The following is a 15281-nucleotide window of genomic DNA, read 5'->3' on the forward strand; positions in this document are numbered from 1 at the left end:
CGGCCGTACGGAGTCAGCGGCGGCGCAGGGCCGCGCTCTCCAGTGCCGGCGGCGTGTAGCCGACGTCGCGCGGGTTGAGCACACTGCCCGGCGCGACGAGTTCGTCGATCCGGTCCAGCGCCGCGGCGGACAGCGGCCGGTCCACCGCCGTGAGCTGCGTCAGGAGCTGAGCGTGGGTGCGCGGGCCCATGACGGCCGAGGTGACGCCGGCGTGGGCGAGCACGAACCGCAGGGCCAGCTCCACGAGCGTGCAGCCCTCGTCGTCGGCGAGGCGTACGAGTTCCTCGACGACCGCCAGCTTGCGCTCGCGCACCTGCGCGTCGGCATAGTCGAAGTGGTCGCCGTTGGTCCGCGCGCGCGAGTCTCCCGCCGGTTCCGCGCCCGCCCGGTACTTGCCGGTCAGCCAGCCGCCGTTCAGCGGGCTCCAGACCATCACACCCATCCGGTGCCGCTGCGCGGTGGGCAGTACGGCGGCCTCCGCGTGCCGGGCCAGGACCGAGTACGACAGCTGCTCCACCGTGAACCGCTCACGGCCGCCGCGTCGCGCCGCCCACTGCGCCTCGACGATCTCCTCGGCCGGGAAGCTGGAGGTGCCGATCGCCCGTACCTTGCCCGCCCGCACCAGGTCACCGAGCGCGCCGAGCGTCTCCTCGATGTCGGTACGGGGGTCGGGACGGTGCACGAGGTACACGTCGAGGTGGTCCGTGCCCAGCCGGCGCAGGCTGTCCTCCACGGCCCGCGTGATCCACAGCCGGGAGTTGCCGCGCCGGTTGCGGTCGAGCGGGCCTCCCGGCATCTCGTTGTGGAACTTCGACACCAGGACGACGTCGTCGCGCCGCCCCTTCAGCGCCCGGCCGAGGATCTCCTCCGACTCGCCGGAGGCGTACACGTCGGCGGTGTCGACGAAGTTGACGCCGGCGTCCAGCGCCGTCGCCACCATGCGGTGGCACTCCGCCTCGTCCGTGTTGCCCCAGGCACCGAACATCATCGTCCCGAGGCACAGCTCGCTCACCTCGATGCCCGTCCCACCCAGAATCCGGTACTGCACGCTTCGCCCTCGTCTTTCCTGCGTCTTCCCTGCCGACGACCGTCGCTGTCATCCCGCAGACTCCCACGGGGGCGGGCCCGGAACCGATGTCGCGCGGGGTCAGCGTTCCCGCCGCACGCCTTGTGTCCGCAGCACATCGACGCGCGCCCGCGCGCGTGTCTAACCTCGGGGAAATTCGTACCCCTCACGATGGAGGCACTGTGGCCACCGGTCTCACCTCGGCCCGCTGGACGCACGTCGCGCTGCCCACCGGGGACCTCGACAAGGCGATCGGGTTCTACACCTCGCTCACCCCCCTGGTCGTGGTCGAGCGGTTCAAGGACGCCGACGGCGAGAGCGTCTGGCTCTCCAACGACAAGCAGGTGGAGACGCCGTTCGTGCTCGTCCTGGTGTCCTTCGACAAGGACAAGGGCAACCAGCTGGGGCTGCTGCACCCGTTCGCGCACATCGGCATCGAGGTGCCGGAGCGCGCGGACGTCGACGCCCTCGCGGACCGGGCCCGCGAACTGGGCTGCCTGCACTGGGAGCCCCGGCAGATGCCCGACCCCGTGGGCTACATCTGCGCCCTGAAGGACCCCGACGGCAACGTCGTCGAGATCTCCCACGACCAGCGGGTGTTCGACACGGTCCGCCAGAAGTGGGGGTCGGCCTGAGCACCGGGGACCACCCCACGGACGGCGCGGGCGGCGCGGACACCGGCGACGGTGACGGTGACGGCACCCGCGCCGCCGTGGAGGCGTACCTCGCGGCGCTGAACGCGCACGACGCCGACGCCGTGGCCGCCCGCGTGGCCGAGGACTTCGTCAACGACCACACGTCGTCGATGGGGCACAGCCGCAGGGGCCGTGCCGCGTACCGCGCGGCGCTGACCGGGTTCCTCGCGGACTTCGGGGACCTGCGCTACGAACCCGAGCGCGTCCTCGTCGACGGCGCCTCGGCCGCCGTGCCGTACGTCATGACGTTCCGGATGCGGTCGGCGGGCGACCGCCCGGTGCGCATCCGCGGGGTCTTCCTGTTCACCGTCGCCGGCGGTCTCGTCACGCACCGCACGGACTACTGGGACAGCGGCGAGGTACGGCGCCAGCTCGCCTGAGGTGTCGGCCGGCCTCGGCCCGTTGTCCCGCCCGACGCCCGGCCGTTGTCCCGCCCGACGCCGCCCGGCGTCCCGTCCGATGTCCTGCCCGACGCCGTCCGGCATCCCGCCCGGCGTCCCGTCGCCGACTCCGCGAACAGCCTTGCCGACCAGCGGAGATCAGCCCGCCGACACCCCGTCCGTCTGCTGCGCGGACGGGGTGTCGGTGTGTCCCGAAGCAGTCATTGCGTATCGCTTGACATGATGGCGTCTCGCAATAAAAGATGCTCGCCATGCGAGTAGTCACGACGCAGACCGGCCTGGGCCGGATCGAAGACGGGGCTGTCGCCCTGTTGGCCACTGCTTTTCCGCACCTCGGCGCGGTCCTCGAACAAGAGGGCTCGCTACAGTGCCTGGCGTCGTGCGCGGTGCGCCGGCGCGTTCCTCTCGACGAGGCCGTCCTCACGGCGCCGCTGGGCCGTCCCGGCGCGGTGTGGGGCGTCGGCCTCAACTACGTGTCGAAGGCGGAGCGGACCGGCAGGGGGCTGCCCGAGCAGCCGATCCTGTACCTGGCCGCGTCGTCAGGCGTCCTTCCCCCCGGTGCGCAGGCGGTGATCCCGCCGGGCGCGGCCGAACCCGACTACGAGGGCGAGATCGCGATCGTCGTCGGGCGCCGGCTCTACCAGGCCGCCGAGTCGGAGGTCTGGCCCGCCGTCGCCGGCATCACCGCCGCCAACGACATGACGGCCCGGGATGTCATGCGCACCACCGGCACACCCGCCCTCTCCAAGAGCTACCCGGGCTTCACCCCCCTCGGCCCGTCCGTCTGCACGCCCGGCGACCTCGCCGACCGCGAGGCCATCGGCGTACGGACCCGGGTCAACGGACAGCTCGTCCAGGACGACACCAGCGCCGGGATGATCTTCCCGGTCGCCGACCTGCTCAGCAGGCTGTCCTGGTACGCCGCCCTCGAACCCGGCGACGTCGTCCTCACCGGGACCCCGGCCGGCACCGGCCAGGACCGCGCCTGCTTCCTCGCCGACGGCGACGAGGTGAGCGTCGAGGTGGACGGCGTCCTTCCCCTCGTCACCCGCATCGTGCGTCCCGCGGACGCCGCACCGCGCGAGACCCGGCTGGCCGAACCGGTCAGCTGACCGTCCCCTCACCCTGGAGCCAAGCGATGTCCCACTCCTCCAAGCCGTCCTACGACCTCGTCCTGGCCGGGGGCACCGTCATCGACCCGGCGTCGGGCACCAACGCCCGGCTCGACGTGGCGGTCACCGGCGACCGCATCGCCGCGATCGGCGAGAACCTCGCCGCGGACGCGGCCCGTACGATCGACGTCGCCGGCTCCACCGTGCTCCCGGGCCTCGTCGAGGGCCACACCCACATCTTCCAGTACGTCTCCGCCGTCGGCGCCCCCGCCGAGGAGGCCCATCTGCGCCGCGGCGTGGTCGCCGCGGCGGACGCCGGCACGGCCGGCGCCTCGACCTTCGCGGCCTTCCGCAAGCTGGTCGTCGAGGCGAACCCGATGCGCATCGTCAACTTCCTCAACGTCTCGGTGCTCGGCCTGATCGACTTCAGATTCGGCGAGCTGCTCAACCCCGACACCCTGGTCGCCGACGACGCCCTCGCCACCGCCGAGGCCCACCCCGACATCGTGCGCGGCTTCAAGATCCGGCTCTCCGAGGACGTCGTCGGCGAGCACTGGGAGTCGCTGCTGAAGAAGTCCGTGGCGCTGGCCGAGCAGGCCGGGCTCCCGCTGATGCTGCACATCGGCGAGACCTCCGAGCCGCTGCCCGTCGTCCTCGACCACCTGCGCCCCGGCGACATCGTGGCGCACTGCTACACCGGCAAGCCGTACGGCATCCTCGACGGCGACCACGTGCAGCCCGCGGTGAACGCGGCCCGTGAGCGCGGCGTCCTGTTCGACTCCGCCCACGGCAAGAGCAACCTCAGCTTCGAGGTGGCCCGCCGGGCCATCGCCGACGGCTTCCTGCCCGACATCCTCAGCTCCGACACCAGCGCCCGCAACTGGCGCGGCCCGGTGTTCGACCTGCTCACCAGCATCTCCAAGCTGGTCGCCCTCGGCGCGCCGCTGGAGGAGTGCGTCCGCCGCGCGACCGTCGCCCCGGCCCGGCTGCTCGGCCTCGACACCGAGGGCTACGGACGCCTGGAGGTCGGCGGACGGGCCGACGTCACGGTCATCACCGAGACCGAGGAGTGCACGCTGCCCGACGCTGCCGGCAACACCATCGTCGCGCCGCGTTTCGAGCCGACCGTGGTGCTGCACGAGGGCGCCGAGATCGACATCGTGCCGTGGCGCGGTCTGCCGACGGCCTGACCGCACGGCACCCGTACAGCCCGTACACCACACGCCCGTAGACACCGTGGAGACCCCGATGACCGCCGGTGACGTCCATCCGCTGCGGCGGCGGCTGCGCGCCGCACTGACGGCGGAGGGACCCGCCGTCGGCACCTTCGTCAAGCTGGCGACGCCCGACGCGGTGGAACTCGCCGCGGCGGCCGGCTTCGGGTTCGTGGTCGTCGACCTCGAACACTCCACCCTCACCGAGCGGGACGCCGTGGACCTGGTGCGCCACGCCGCCGTCTGCGGTCTGCCCGCCCTGGTCCGGGTGCCCGACGTGGACGCCGCCGCCGTCAACCGGCTCCTGGAGGCCGGGGCGGCGGGCATCCAGCTGTCCATGCTCACCCGCACCGCCCAGGCCGAGGCACTCGTGGCGGCGACCCGGTTCGCCCCCGCCGGGCGTCGCTCGGTCAGCCTGGCCAACCGGGCCGCCCGGTTCGGCGCGCTCCCGCTGGCCGGGTTCCTCCGTGCCGAGCAGGACGATCCGCCGGTGCTGGTGGGCCAGATCGAGACCGCGCACACCGACCCGCTGCCGGAGCTGGTCGCCGCGCTCGACGTGTGCTTCGTCGGCAGTACCGACCTCGCCGTCGACCTGGGCCTGCCCGCGGACCCGGCGGTGCTGCGGTCCGCCGTGGACCGGGTGAGGGCCGCGGCCCGGTCCGCCGGAGTGGCGTTCGGCGGCTGGGCACCGGCCCGGAACGCCGCGGCGGACCTGGGCCTCGCCGCCGCCGACTATCTGATCGTCGGCTCGGACCTGCAGATGTTGGCGGCCGGCCTGCGCGCCGCCGCCGGAGAGGAAAAGCAGTGAGCACACGCAACGCGGCCCTGTTCGGCGCCGTCGTCAACTGGGACGAACTGCCGGTCACCCAGGTGCGGCCGGGAGTCCGCCGACGCGTCTACTCCACCGACGAGGTGATGATCTGTCACCACGAGCTGGAGGTCGGCATGACGCTCAACCCGCACCGGCACGAGGACTTCGACCAGCTGGTCCACATCTCCGAGGGACGCGCCAACTACTACGTCGACGGGGTCGCGCACGACATGCGCGCGGGCTCGTTCCTGCTGGTCCGGCGCGGCAGCGAGCACTACGTGGAGCCGACCGAGGCCCCGTGCGTGAACATCGACTTCTTCGTCCCGCCGCGGGCCGACCTGCTCCCCTGACCGGGCGGCATCCGGCCCGCGCCCGTGCCGACATGGCTGTGGCCCACCGCGGAAAGCGGTGGGCCACAGCCATGTCCGGTGTTCTGCGAACGGCGTCCGGTGAACGGCTCAGCCGCCGTTGGGCCCGTCCTCCGAGGTGCCCAGCCGCTGCGACAGCGCCCGGGCGGTCTCCAGCAGCGCCTGGGCCATCGGCGTCGAGACGTCGTCGGGCACCGTCGCCGTCGTGCCGACGATCGCCAGCGTCCCGCTGATCTTGTCACCCTCGAAGATCGGCGCCGCGATGGTGCGGACCCCGTTCACTATCGGGGAGTTGACCGACAGACCGTGCTTCCGGATGGCTTCGAGCTCCTCGTTGAACTCGGCCGACCTGCGCACCGCGCGCGGCAGCGCCGGCACCTGCTCCGGGGCCAGGAACGCGAGGAAGACCCGCCCCTGCGCCGAGGACGTGAGGTTCAGCCGCGAACCGACCCGGACGCTGATGCGCACCATGTGGTCGGTGTTGTCCACCGAGCGCACCACGGTCGCCGACTCGCCGTCCCAGACCGACAGCACGATCGTCTCGTCGATCCGCCGGACCAGGTCCTCCATGTACGGCTCGGCGGCGGCCACGATCGGCAGGCCGGCCCGCGCGGCGGCGGCGAGGGTGAGCACCTGCGGGCCCAGGGAGTACAGCGAGGTGCGCTCGTCGTACCGCAGCAGGTTCGCCGCCCGCAGCGCCTTCGTGTAGCGGTGCGCGGTCGCCTTGCTCGCCCCGAGCCGTGCGGTGATCTCGTTCAGGCTCATGTGCGGCTTGCCGACCGTGAACGAGCCGAGGATCAGCGCGGCACGCTCGACCGTCTGGATGGTCGGTGCGGTCCTGTCGGGACCGTCCTGCTCACCGGTGCCGCGCTGCACCTTCGTGACCATGGTCGTATCGCTCCTGTCCGGGCTCAGTCGGAGGGGATGGGATGCCAGACGAGACGCCGTATCGGATGAAGAAAGGGTACGGCGGCTCGAAGCTGTGCGGGAAAGCGTACTCAGGTTCTCGTCCTCGGCAGACCGTCGTGGCGGACCGGTACCGGGAGGGGGTGCCGACGGCCCCTCCCGGTACGGCGGGTTCACGCGTCGGAGGAGTGCCCCGGTGTGACGGAGCGCGCCGGGTCCAGCAGGGCGGCCACGTGGTTGACGGCGAGGGCGGCCTCACCGAAACCGATCGAGATGAGGCCGACCCGTCCGTCGTAGTCGGCGATGTCACCGGCCGCGAAGACGCGCTCCCGGCTGGTGCGCATCGTGCGGTCGACGAGGATGCGCCGGCGGCGCAGCTCGAGACCCCAGCGCTCGATCGGTCCGAGGTCGGCGATGAAGCCGAGCGCGGCCACGACGGTCTGGGCCGGCAGGGTGATCCGGTCGCCGCCGGAGCTCGCGACGACGACCTCCGACACCACCCCGTCCGCCTCGCCCGCTCCGCCTGCCCCGTCTACCCCGTCCGTCCCGTCGGCTCCGCTGCCGGAGACCTTCTCGACCTCGTACGGCGTCAGGATCCTTACGGAGGACGCCTCGACCTGCTCGACGGTGCGTTCGTGGGCCCGGAACCGGGTGCGACGGTGCACCAGCGTCACCGACGCGGCGATCGGCTCCAGGGACAGCGCCCAGTCGAGCGCGGAGTCCCCGCCGCCGACCACCACGACGTCCTGGCCCGCGAGTTCGTCGAGCCGCGGCACGAAGTACCGCAGTCCCCGGCCCAGGTACTCGGAACCCACCGGGAGTTCGCGGGGGATGAAGTTGCCGATCCCGCCGCAGACGAGCACCGCGCCCGCGTTGATCCGCGCGCCCGCGTCGGTGGTGGCGACGATGCCCTCACCGGTGTCGTCGAGGTCGGTGACCCCGTGGCCGAGCAGATAGACCGGGTTCCACCGCCCGGCCTGCTCGGCCAGCCGGTCCACCAGCTCCTGGCCGCGGACGGCGGGGAAGCCGGCCACGTCGAAGACGAGCTTCTCCGGGTACAGCGCGGCGATCTGGCCGCCCACCTCGGGCAGCGCGTCGGCGACCGCGACGCTCATCCCGCGGAAGCCGGCGTAGTACGCGGCGTAGAGCCCGGTCGGTCCGGCGCCGATGACCAGCAGGTCGACGGACACCTCGGTCGCGGCGCCCGGCGCCGTGGCGTCCGCCGCCGCGGGGGCACTCACGCGCCCACCTCGGGGTGGTCGTCGCCGACCCGGCCGACCTTGCGCGCCCCGCCGGGCGAGCCGAGCGGTCCGGTGCCGATCTGGAGGGTGAAGAACTCGGCGTTGATGCGCTCGAACTTCTTGGCCTCCTCCGGCAGGTCCTCGTGGTGGAAGATCGAGATCTGCGGGCACACCGGTTCACAGCGCCCGCACTCGACACATTCGTCGGGCTGGATGTAGAGCATCCGGTCGCCCTCGTAGATGCAGTCGGCCGGGCACTCCTCCATGCACGACTTGTCCTTGACGTCGACGCAGGCCTGAGTGATGACATACGGCACGAGCTTTTTGCCCTTCACACGGTCGCACGGAATGCGAGACGGTGTCTTTCAATGTGAAATTGGATGATGACGACACCGGCCAGGTGTGTCAACCGTCGGATGAATGCTTGACAGTCTTCCGTGTGCTAGGGGACGCTACTGCGACATACGAGATGGCGTCTCACAGCACGCCACTCGGGTCGGGACTTGTGAGAGGCAAACTCCCCATGGGAAGCAATCCCCGGACCGTCCCAGCGCCGATGATCGTCGAGGACTGGGACCAGCTCACCTTCCGGGTCAACCGAGAGGCCTACCGCAGCGCGGAGATCTTCGCCCGGGAACGCGGCTGGGTGTGGATGCACACCTGGCTCTACCTCGGGCACGAGACCGAGATCCCCAACCCCAACGACTTCAAGGTCCGCACCCTCGGCGGCCGCCCGCTGATCTTCTGCCGGGACAGCGCCGGCGAGGTGCACGCGTTCCTGAACTCCTGCCCGCACCGCGGCACGGTGCTGTGCCGCGAGACCGAGGGCTCGGCCCGGCTCTTCCAGTGCTTCTACCACGCCTGGACGTTCCGCAACAACGGCGAGGTCGCCGCGATCCCCGACGCCGACGCGTACGAGTCGAGCGACGAGTTCCGGGAGTCGATGGGGCTGCGCGGCGTACCGCGCCTGGAGATCCACGAGGGCTACGTCTTCGTCTCCTTCGACCCCGACGTCCCGCCGCTGCTCGAGCACCTCGGCGACGCCGCCGACTACATGACGATGATCGAGCAGCAGCACGTCGGCGGCATGACCACGCTGCCCGGCACCCAGCTCTACAGCGTCCGCGGCAACTGGAAGCTCGCCGTCGAGAACGCGATGGACGGCTACCACTTCGCGCCGACCCACAACACCTTCGTCGGCTACCTGCGCGAGAGCGGCTACGCCGTCACCGACGACAACCAGTACGCCTACGACCTCGGCAACGGCCACGGCCTGCTGGTCCTGACCGGTCACGGCGGACGCATCAGCATGGTCTGGGAACCGCGCTTCGGCGAGGACGAGAAGGTCCGCACCGAGCGGCACCGCGCCGAGATGACCGAGCGGCTGGGGGAGAAGCGGGCGCACCACGTCGCCGACGAGAGCCACATCCTCTTCGTGTTCCCGAACCTGCTGCTCTTCGACATCGAGGGCCTCTCCATCCGGCAGCTCGAACCGGTGGCCCCCGACCAGACCGACGTCCGCGCCTGGCAGCTCGTCCCCCGCGAGGAGGACCCGGCCACCCGCGCCCTGCGCATGAAGACCGTCGTCAGCTTCGTCGGCCCGGGCGGCCTCGCCACCCCGGACGACATCGAGGCGTACGAGGCGGTCCAGCGCGGCATCCAGGCCACGGCCGGCACCACCGCGCCCGAGCTGGACTACAGCGACATGTCCCGCGGCATGGCCGACGAGGTCAAGGGCGTGCAGGGCAGATCGACCGACGAAGGCGCGATGCGCGGCTTCTGGCGGCACTGGACCGGCGCCATGGGCATCGACGACGGCATCGAGGTCCACGGCGACCGTCCGGCGTCCTTCCTGGCCGGGAGGGACGTGCGATGACCACCGTCAGCAACCTGGGCTCCGGACCCGGTTCCCACTCCGTGACGTGCGCGGGGCGCACCGTCACCCGCCCCGAGGTGGAGGACTTCCTCTACGCCGAGGCCGACATCCTCGACCGCTGGGACTACGACAGCTGGCTCGCCCTCTTCGAGCCCGGCGCCCGCTACGAGATCCCGACCACCGACCACCGGGCCGGCTGGTCGCCGCACGAGACCGGATCGTTCGTCGACGACGACTGGGACCTGCTGCGCGCCCGCGTCAAGCGCCTGAAGTCGCGCAAGGCCCACGCCGAGAACCCGCACTCGCGCACCCACCGGCTGATCTCCAACGTGCGTCTCTCCGAGAACGTCGAGAACGCCGGGGACGCCGAGGGCACCGAGGGCTCCTTCCGGGTGTCGGCGTCGTTCATCGTGCACCGCGCCCGCGACGGCCACTTCGACGCCTACGTCGGCTGGTACGAGCACCTGCTGGTGCCCACCGACGACGGACTCCGGTTCCGGCTGCGGCGCTCGCTCCTCGGCCACGAGTCGCTCGCCGCGGGCGCCCGGCTCAGCTTCATCCTCTAGCCGGCCACGGAAGGCGACCCGATGATCCGACACACCCTGTCCTTCCGTTTCGCCGACGGGACCGACCAGGCCACCCGGGAGTCCGTACTGGCCGAGCTGCGGACCTTCCCGGACCGCTACCCGGCCATGCGCGGCTTCCTCCTCGGCGACAACATCAGCACCCGCGACCAGACCTTCACCCACACGATGGCCGTCGACTTCGACAGCCAGGACGACCTGCTCGGCTACCTCGGCAGCGAGTTCCACGAGACCTTCGTGCGCACCCGCTGGCGGCCGGTCATCGGACAGCAGGCCATCACCTCGTTCGAGTTCGCCGAGCGTCCCTCGCTCGCTGCAGGAAGGACACCGCCGGTGAGCACCCGCCCCCACGGCCCGTACGGCATGGAGTACGCCCGCATCGAGGTCCCCGACCTGCAGGCCACGATCGACTTCCTCGAGTACCACGTCGGCCTCCAGCTCGAGCAGCGCACGGACGACTACGCCTACCTGCGCGCCGACATCGAGCACCACGCCATCGAGCTGATCCATGCCCCCGAGCGCACCGACGGATGGACCACCGCCGTCGGCTACAGCGTGGAGAGCGAGGAAGTCCTGGAGCAGCTCCACAAGAGCGTCCTCGACGCGGGCCTGGAGGTCCTCGAACTCCAGGAGCGGCAGAAGGCGCTGTGCGACAACGGCTTCGCGGTGAAGGACCCCAACGGCCTGATCATCGAGCTGTTCACCGAGTTCCAGGAGTACGCCGAGCCGCCGCACCTCGAGATCCGGCCGCTCGACCTCGTCCACCCCTTCATCGCCACCGCCAAGTACGAGGAGACGCTGGACTTCTACCAGAACGTCCTGAAGTTCCTGCCCTCCGACTACGTCGTCGGCTCCACCACGTTCTTCCGCTGCGAGGACCGCTACCACCACAGCCTCGCCGTGCAGAACAACACGGAGCACTACGTCGCGCACCTGTGCTTCGCGATGAAGAGCCTCGACCACGTCATGCGGATGCGCGCCCGCGCCCTCTACAAGGGCGCGCCGATCGCCTCCGACATCGTCAACCACTCGGCGTCGACGTCGATCGCGTTCTACATGCACGACACGCGCTTCGGCCCCCGGTTCGAACTGTGCGACGCACACCGGGTGTTCACGCCGGAGGAGCACGAGACGCACCGGCCCCGCAGGATGCCGGCCGACCCCCGCAACATCGATGTGTGGCGTCCGGCCTCCGACGACTGGGGACGTTTTTGAGGCAGCCGCTGCTCGACGTCCTGCGGCTGCTCGACACCGTTCCCGCCCCGCGCGGACGGGAACGGACGGCGGCGCACCGGCTGCGGGCCTGGTGCGCCGACCGGTGGCCGCACATCGACTGGCAGGTGCTGGAGCACGGCCCCGAGGGCGGCAGCCTCTTCGCCGCCCGCGGGGCCGGGCCGCTGCTCTACTCCCACCTCGACACCTCGCTGGACGACGGCGCGGCCACGGTCAACCGCCTCGTCACCGGTGACGCGGCGCCGGTCGGCCCGCTCGCCGTGGGCGGCGACACCGTGAGCGGCTTCGGTATCGGGGTCGCCCGCGGCCCGGCCGCCGCCGCGCTGGTCGCCTTCGCGGAGGCGGAGTCGGAGTCGGCGGCGGAGACCGGGGCGGACACGGCGCGGGGGCCGGTGCGGGGTTCTGTGCGGGGGCAGTTGCTGCTCGCCGGTTCCGGCACGCACCGCTGCGGCGGCGGAGCCGGCGGGACCACCGCCGTCACCGGCCTGGAGGCCTACGCCGACACCCACCCGCTGCCGCGCTCGGCGATCGTGGCGAAATGCGGCCCGCCGACGCTGCTGTGGCACGAACCGGGCGCGTTCTACCTGACGGTGAAGGTGACCGGCCGCTCCGGCGCCGCGATGCTGGCGGAGTCCGCCGCACCGCCCGGAGGAGTCGTCGCCCACGCGGGCGTCGTCCTGGACGAACTGGCCCGCTGGCGCGAGGCCTACCTGGCCGCCGACCCGCGGCAGGGACAGACCGGCCGGGCGTGCGGCATCGGCGCCATCAGCGGGGGATGGCCCGGCAAACCGGACCTGCTGCCCGCCCAGTTGCGGATCGGCCTGTACGTCGTCGCCGGAGACCCGGTGCAACCGGCTTCGCTGGGAGCCGAGTTGGCGGGACGGCTGCGGGCGCGGTGCGCTCGGTCGGCGCTGCGGGACTGCGCGGTGGACGTGGCGGTGGAACCGGTCGCGGCAGCCGCGGCCACCCCGCCGGACGCCCCGGTGGTGACCGCCGCCAGGGCGGCCTGGAGCGACGAGTTCGGTGCCCAGCCGCCGCCGATCACCGGCTGGACGGGCTCCACCGACGGCGTCGAACTGCGCGCCCGGGGCGTCGACACCGTACGCCTCGGCCCCCAGGCCAGGCCGGCCGACGGCGATCCGCGCCGCGACGCACTGTCGTTGACGCAGCTCGAGTCCTACGCGCGCATCTACCGGCGGCTGTTGACCGAACTCCCGGCATAGCCGGAACGGCGGCTCGCAACGGCAGGTCGCAACGGCAGTTCTCAGTACCGGATTTCACTACCGGTGTCAGTACCGGGTCTTCGACGAACGATTCTCAGCGAAGGGCGTCCCGTGCGCCCTGACAAGGAAGTGGGCGGGCGGATGGACAAAGTGGTCGCTTCCGCGGCCGAGGCGGTGGCGGACATCCCCGACGGGGCGTCCCTCGCGGTCGGCGGCTTCGGGCTCGGCGGGATCCCCGGGATCCTGATCCAGGCCCTGTACGACGCCGGTGTCACCGGACTCGACGTGGTCTCCAACAACTGCGGGGCGCTGGACTCCGGCCTCGCCGTACTGCTCTCGGCGGGCCGGATCGCCCGGGTCACCGGCAGCTACATCGGCGGCAACAAGGAGTTCGCCCGCCAGTACCTGGGCGGCGAGATCGAGCTGGAGCTGATCCCGCAGGGCACCCTCGCCGAGCGGCTGCGGGCCGGAGGCTCGGGCATCCCCGCCTTCTACACCCCGGCCGGCGTCGGCACCCAGGTCGCCGAGGGCGGCCTGCCCTGGCGCTACGACGGCAGGGGCGGCGTGGCCGTCGCCTCACCCGCCAAGGAGGTCCGCGAGTTCGGCGGCACCGCCTACGTCCTGGAACACGGGATCACCACCGACTTCGCCCTGGTGCGCGCGGCGAAGGGCGACCGGCACGGCAACCTGGTGTTCAACAAGTCCGCCCGCAACTTCAACCCGGTGGCGGCCATGGCGGGCCGTATCACGATCGCCGAGGTGGAGGAGCTGATCGAGCCGGGCGGGATCGACCCCGACCAGGTGCATCTGCCGGGCGTCTTCGTCCAGCGCGTGGTGGCCCTCAGCCCCGAGCAGGCCGCCGACAAGAAGATCGAGAACGTCACGGTGACGCCGGGGCCGCGTCCCGGGAAGGCGGGAGCCTGATGGCCTGGACACGCGACGAGGTGGCCGCCCGCGCCGCCCGCGAACTGCGCGACGGCGAGTACGTCAACCTCGGCATCGGACTGCCGACACTGATCCCCAACCACCTGCCCGACGGCGTCCACGTCGTCCTGGAGTCGGAGAACGGCATCCTCGGCACCGGCCGCTTCCCCTACGAGGACGAGGTCGACCCGGACCTCATCAACGCGGGCAAGGAGACCGTCACCGTCCTGCCCGGCGCCGCGTTCTTCGACTCGGCCCTGTCGTTCGCCATGATCCGCGGCGGCCACATCGACACGGCCGTGCTCGGCGCCATGCAGGTCTCCGAGCGGGGCGACCTCGCCAACTGGGCCATCCCGGGGCAGATGGTGACCGGTATCGGCGGGGCCATGGACCTCGTGCACGGCGCCCGCCGGGTGATCGTCACCATGACCCACACCGCCAAGGACGGAACCCCGAAGATCGTGGCGGACTGCGACCTGCCCCTCACCGGGAAGCGCTGCGTGGACCGGATCATCACCGACCTCGGCGTCCTCGACGTCACCGACGACGGCCTGGTCCTCGTCGAGACGGCCCCCGGAGTCACCGCCGAGGACATCACTGCGGCGACCGCGGCGAAGGTGCGCGTGCCCGAGGGCATCACGGGGGGCAGGACATGACGTCCGTCGCTGTGCTCGGCAGCACCAACATGGACCTCGTCGCGTACGTCGCGAAGGCCCCGGCGCGCGGGGAGACGGTGACGGGACGCGAGTTCCGCACCGTCCCCGGCGGCAAGGGAGCCAACCAGGCCGTGGCGGCGGCCCGCGCCGGCGGCTCGGTGTCGATGATCGGCGCGGTCGGCGGCGACGCCTTCGGCGACCGCCTGCGGGCCGCGCTGGAGGAGTCCGGCGTGGACACGGGCGCGTTGCGCACGGTCGACGGCGCCTCCGGGACGGCGCACATCGTCGTCGACGACGAGGGCGGCAACGCGATCGTCGTCATCCCCGGCGCCAACGCCACCGTCACGGCCCTCACCCCGCACGACGAGGCCGTCATCGCCCGCGCCGACGCGCTGCTCCTCCAGCTGGAGACCCCGCTGGAGGGCGTCCTGGCCGCGGCCGAGGCGGCCCGCCGGCACGGCGTACGCACCGTCCTCACCCCGGCCCCCGCCCGGCCCCTGCCCCCCGGACTCCTAGCGGTGACCGACCTCCTGGTCCCGAACGAGCACGAGGCGGCCGCGCTCACCGGCAGGACGGACCCGTACGAGGCGGCCGACGCCCTGCTGGAACAGGTCCCGGAGGTGGTCGTCACCCTGGGCTCGGCGGGCAGCCTCCACGCCTCCCGCGAGGCCGGAAAGCTGCTGGTCCCCGCGTTGCGCGTGACGGCCGTGGACTCGACCGGGGCGGGGGACACGTTCGTGGGCGCCCTGTCGGTCGCGCTGGGCGAGGGCCGGCCGATGCCGGAGGCGCTCGCCTGGGCGTCGGCGGCGGCGGCACTCTCCGTCCAGCGCTCCGGAGCGTCGACGGCGATGCCGTACCGGGCGGAGATCGACGAGCTGGCGGCCCGCGGCGTCTGACGCCGCGGGGCCCCCCCCAGTCAATAGTACCGCCGCCGCCCCCCCCCCCCGGGGGGGGGGGGGGCGGTGGTTTTT

General features: G+C 72.0%; 17 protein-coding genes. 13 read left to right on the forward strand and 4 right to left on the reverse strand.

Annotation, left to right across the window (positions count from 1 at the left end; translation table 11 throughout):
• Positions 1-13: 13 nt before the first annotated feature.
• A complete protein-coding gene (locus ABZ862_RS13580; RefSeq protein WP_360956622.1) occupies positions 14-1048 on the reverse strand; it encodes an aldo/keto reductase in 1035 nt (344 codons plus the stop codon).
• 200 nt (positions 1049-1248) lie between these two features.
• Here ABZ862_RS13580 and ABZ862_RS13585 point away from each other — a divergent pair, with 200 nt between their 5' ends.
• The 6 genes from ABZ862_RS13585 to ABZ862_RS13610 all read left to right on the forward strand — a co-directional run bounded on the left by ABZ862_RS13585 (position 1249) and on the right by ABZ862_RS13610 (position 5649).
• Positions 1249-1701 carry a VOC family protein gene (locus ABZ862_RS13585; protein WP_360956624.1) on the forward strand — a complete coding sequence of 151 codons (453 nt, stop codon included), beginning with the start codon at positions 1249-1251 and terminating at the stop codon, positions 1699-1701.
• On the forward strand, positions 1686-2141 hold the full coding sequence (locus tag ABZ862_RS13590; RefSeq protein WP_360956626.1) for a nuclear transport factor 2 family protein: 456 nt from the start codon (positions 1686-1688) through the stop codon (positions 2139-2141). Before ABZ862_RS13585 ends, ABZ862_RS13590 begins: the two co-directional genes overlap by 16 nt.
• Before the next feature lie 272 nt (positions 2142-2413).
• Positions 2414-3274, forward strand: coding sequence for a fumarylacetoacetate hydrolase family protein (locus ABZ862_RS13595; protein ID WP_360956628.1), 861 nt, complete (start codon positions 2414-2416; stop codon positions 3272-3274).
• 26 nt (positions 3275-3300) lie between these two features.
• Complete coding sequence (locus tag ABZ862_RS13600) at positions 3301-4464, forward strand: amidohydrolase family protein (RefSeq protein ID WP_360956630.1); 1164 nt, start codon at positions 3301-3303, stop codon at positions 4462-4464.
• 58 nt (positions 4465-4522) lie between these two features.
• Positions 4523-5296, forward strand: a complete 774-nt coding sequence (locus ABZ862_RS13605) for an aldolase/citrate lyase family protein (RefSeq protein ID WP_360956632.1) — start codon at positions 4523-4525, stop codon at positions 5294-5296.
• Positions 5293-5649, forward strand: coding sequence for a cupin domain-containing protein (locus tag ABZ862_RS13610; protein ID WP_360956634.1), 357 nt, complete (start codon positions 5293-5295; stop codon positions 5647-5649). The genes ABZ862_RS13605 and ABZ862_RS13610 overlap by 4 nt, the downstream gene beginning before the upstream one ends.
• A gap of 108 nt (positions 5650-5757) precedes the next feature.
• Here ABZ862_RS13610 and ABZ862_RS13615 read toward each other — a convergent pair whose 3' ends face one another.
• From ABZ862_RS13615 to fdxA, 3 genes are all read right to left on the reverse strand, one after another.
• Positions 5758-6555: an IclR family transcriptional regulator gene (locus ABZ862_RS13615; protein ID WP_360956636.1), complete on the reverse strand. Its 798-nt coding sequence runs from the start codon at positions 6553-6555 to the stop codon at positions 5758-5760.
• Between the two features lie 191 nt (positions 6556-6746).
• Complete coding sequence (locus ABZ862_RS13620) at positions 6747-7814, reverse strand: NAD(P)/FAD-dependent oxidoreductase (RefSeq protein WP_360956638.1); 1068 nt, start codon at positions 7812-7814, stop codon at positions 6747-6749.
• Entirely contained in the window at positions 7811-8131 is a 321-nt protein-coding gene (gene fdxA / locus ABZ862_RS13625) for a ferredoxin (protein ID WP_360956690.1), read from the reverse strand. The genes ABZ862_RS13620 and fdxA overlap by 4 nt, the downstream gene beginning before the upstream one ends.
• Before the next feature lie 206 nt (positions 8132-8337).
• On the opposite strand from fdxA, the gene ABZ862_RS13630 reads away from it, so the two are divergent.
• The 7 genes from ABZ862_RS13630 (at position 8338) to rbsK (ending at position 15206) form a co-directional block, all read left to right on the forward strand.
• Positions 8338-9690 (forward strand): aromatic ring-hydroxylating dioxygenase subunit alpha, encoded by a 1353-nt coding sequence (locus ABZ862_RS13630; protein ID WP_360956640.1) that lies wholly within the window; start codon positions 8338-8340, stop codon positions 9688-9690.
• Positions 9687-10256 carry an aromatic-ring-hydroxylating dioxygenase subunit beta gene (locus ABZ862_RS13635; RefSeq protein ID WP_360956642.1) on the forward strand — a complete coding sequence of 190 codons (570 nt, stop codon included), beginning with the start codon at positions 9687-9689 and terminating at the stop codon, positions 10254-10256. The genes ABZ862_RS13630 and ABZ862_RS13635 overlap by 4 nt, the downstream gene beginning before the upstream one ends.
• A 21-nt stretch (positions 10257-10277) precedes the next feature.
• Complete coding sequence (locus tag ABZ862_RS13640) at positions 10278-11489, forward strand: VOC family protein (protein ID WP_360956644.1); 1212 nt, start codon at positions 10278-10280, stop codon at positions 11487-11489.
• On the forward strand, positions 11486-12730 hold the full coding sequence (locus tag ABZ862_RS13645; protein WP_360956646.1) for a hypothetical protein: 1245 nt from the start codon (positions 11486-11488) through the stop codon (positions 12728-12730). The genes ABZ862_RS13640 and ABZ862_RS13645 overlap by 4 nt, the downstream gene beginning before the upstream one ends.
• A gap of 141 nt (positions 12731-12871) precedes the next feature.
• Positions 12872-13654, forward strand: a complete 783-nt coding sequence (locus tag ABZ862_RS13650) for a CoA transferase subunit A (RefSeq protein ID WP_360956648.1) — start codon at positions 12872-12874, stop codon at positions 13652-13654.
• Positions 13654-14310: a CoA transferase subunit B gene (locus tag ABZ862_RS13655; protein ID WP_360956650.1), complete on the forward strand. Its 657-nt coding sequence runs from the start codon at positions 13654-13656 to the stop codon at positions 14308-14310. The genes ABZ862_RS13650 and ABZ862_RS13655 overlap by 1 nt, the downstream gene beginning before the upstream one ends.
• Positions 14307-15206 carry a ribokinase gene (gene rbsK, locus ABZ862_RS13660; protein WP_360956652.1) on the forward strand — a complete coding sequence of 300 codons (900 nt, stop codon included), beginning with the start codon at positions 14307-14309 and terminating at the stop codon, positions 15204-15206. Before ABZ862_RS13655 ends, rbsK begins: the two co-directional genes overlap by 4 nt.
• Positions 15207-15281: the final 75 nt, after the last annotated feature.

Source organism: Streptomyces sp. NPDC047000, from assembly GCF_040644295.1.
In the GTDB taxonomy this organism is placed as follows: Bacteria; Actinomycetota; Actinomycetes; order Streptomycetales; family Streptomycetaceae; genus Streptomyces.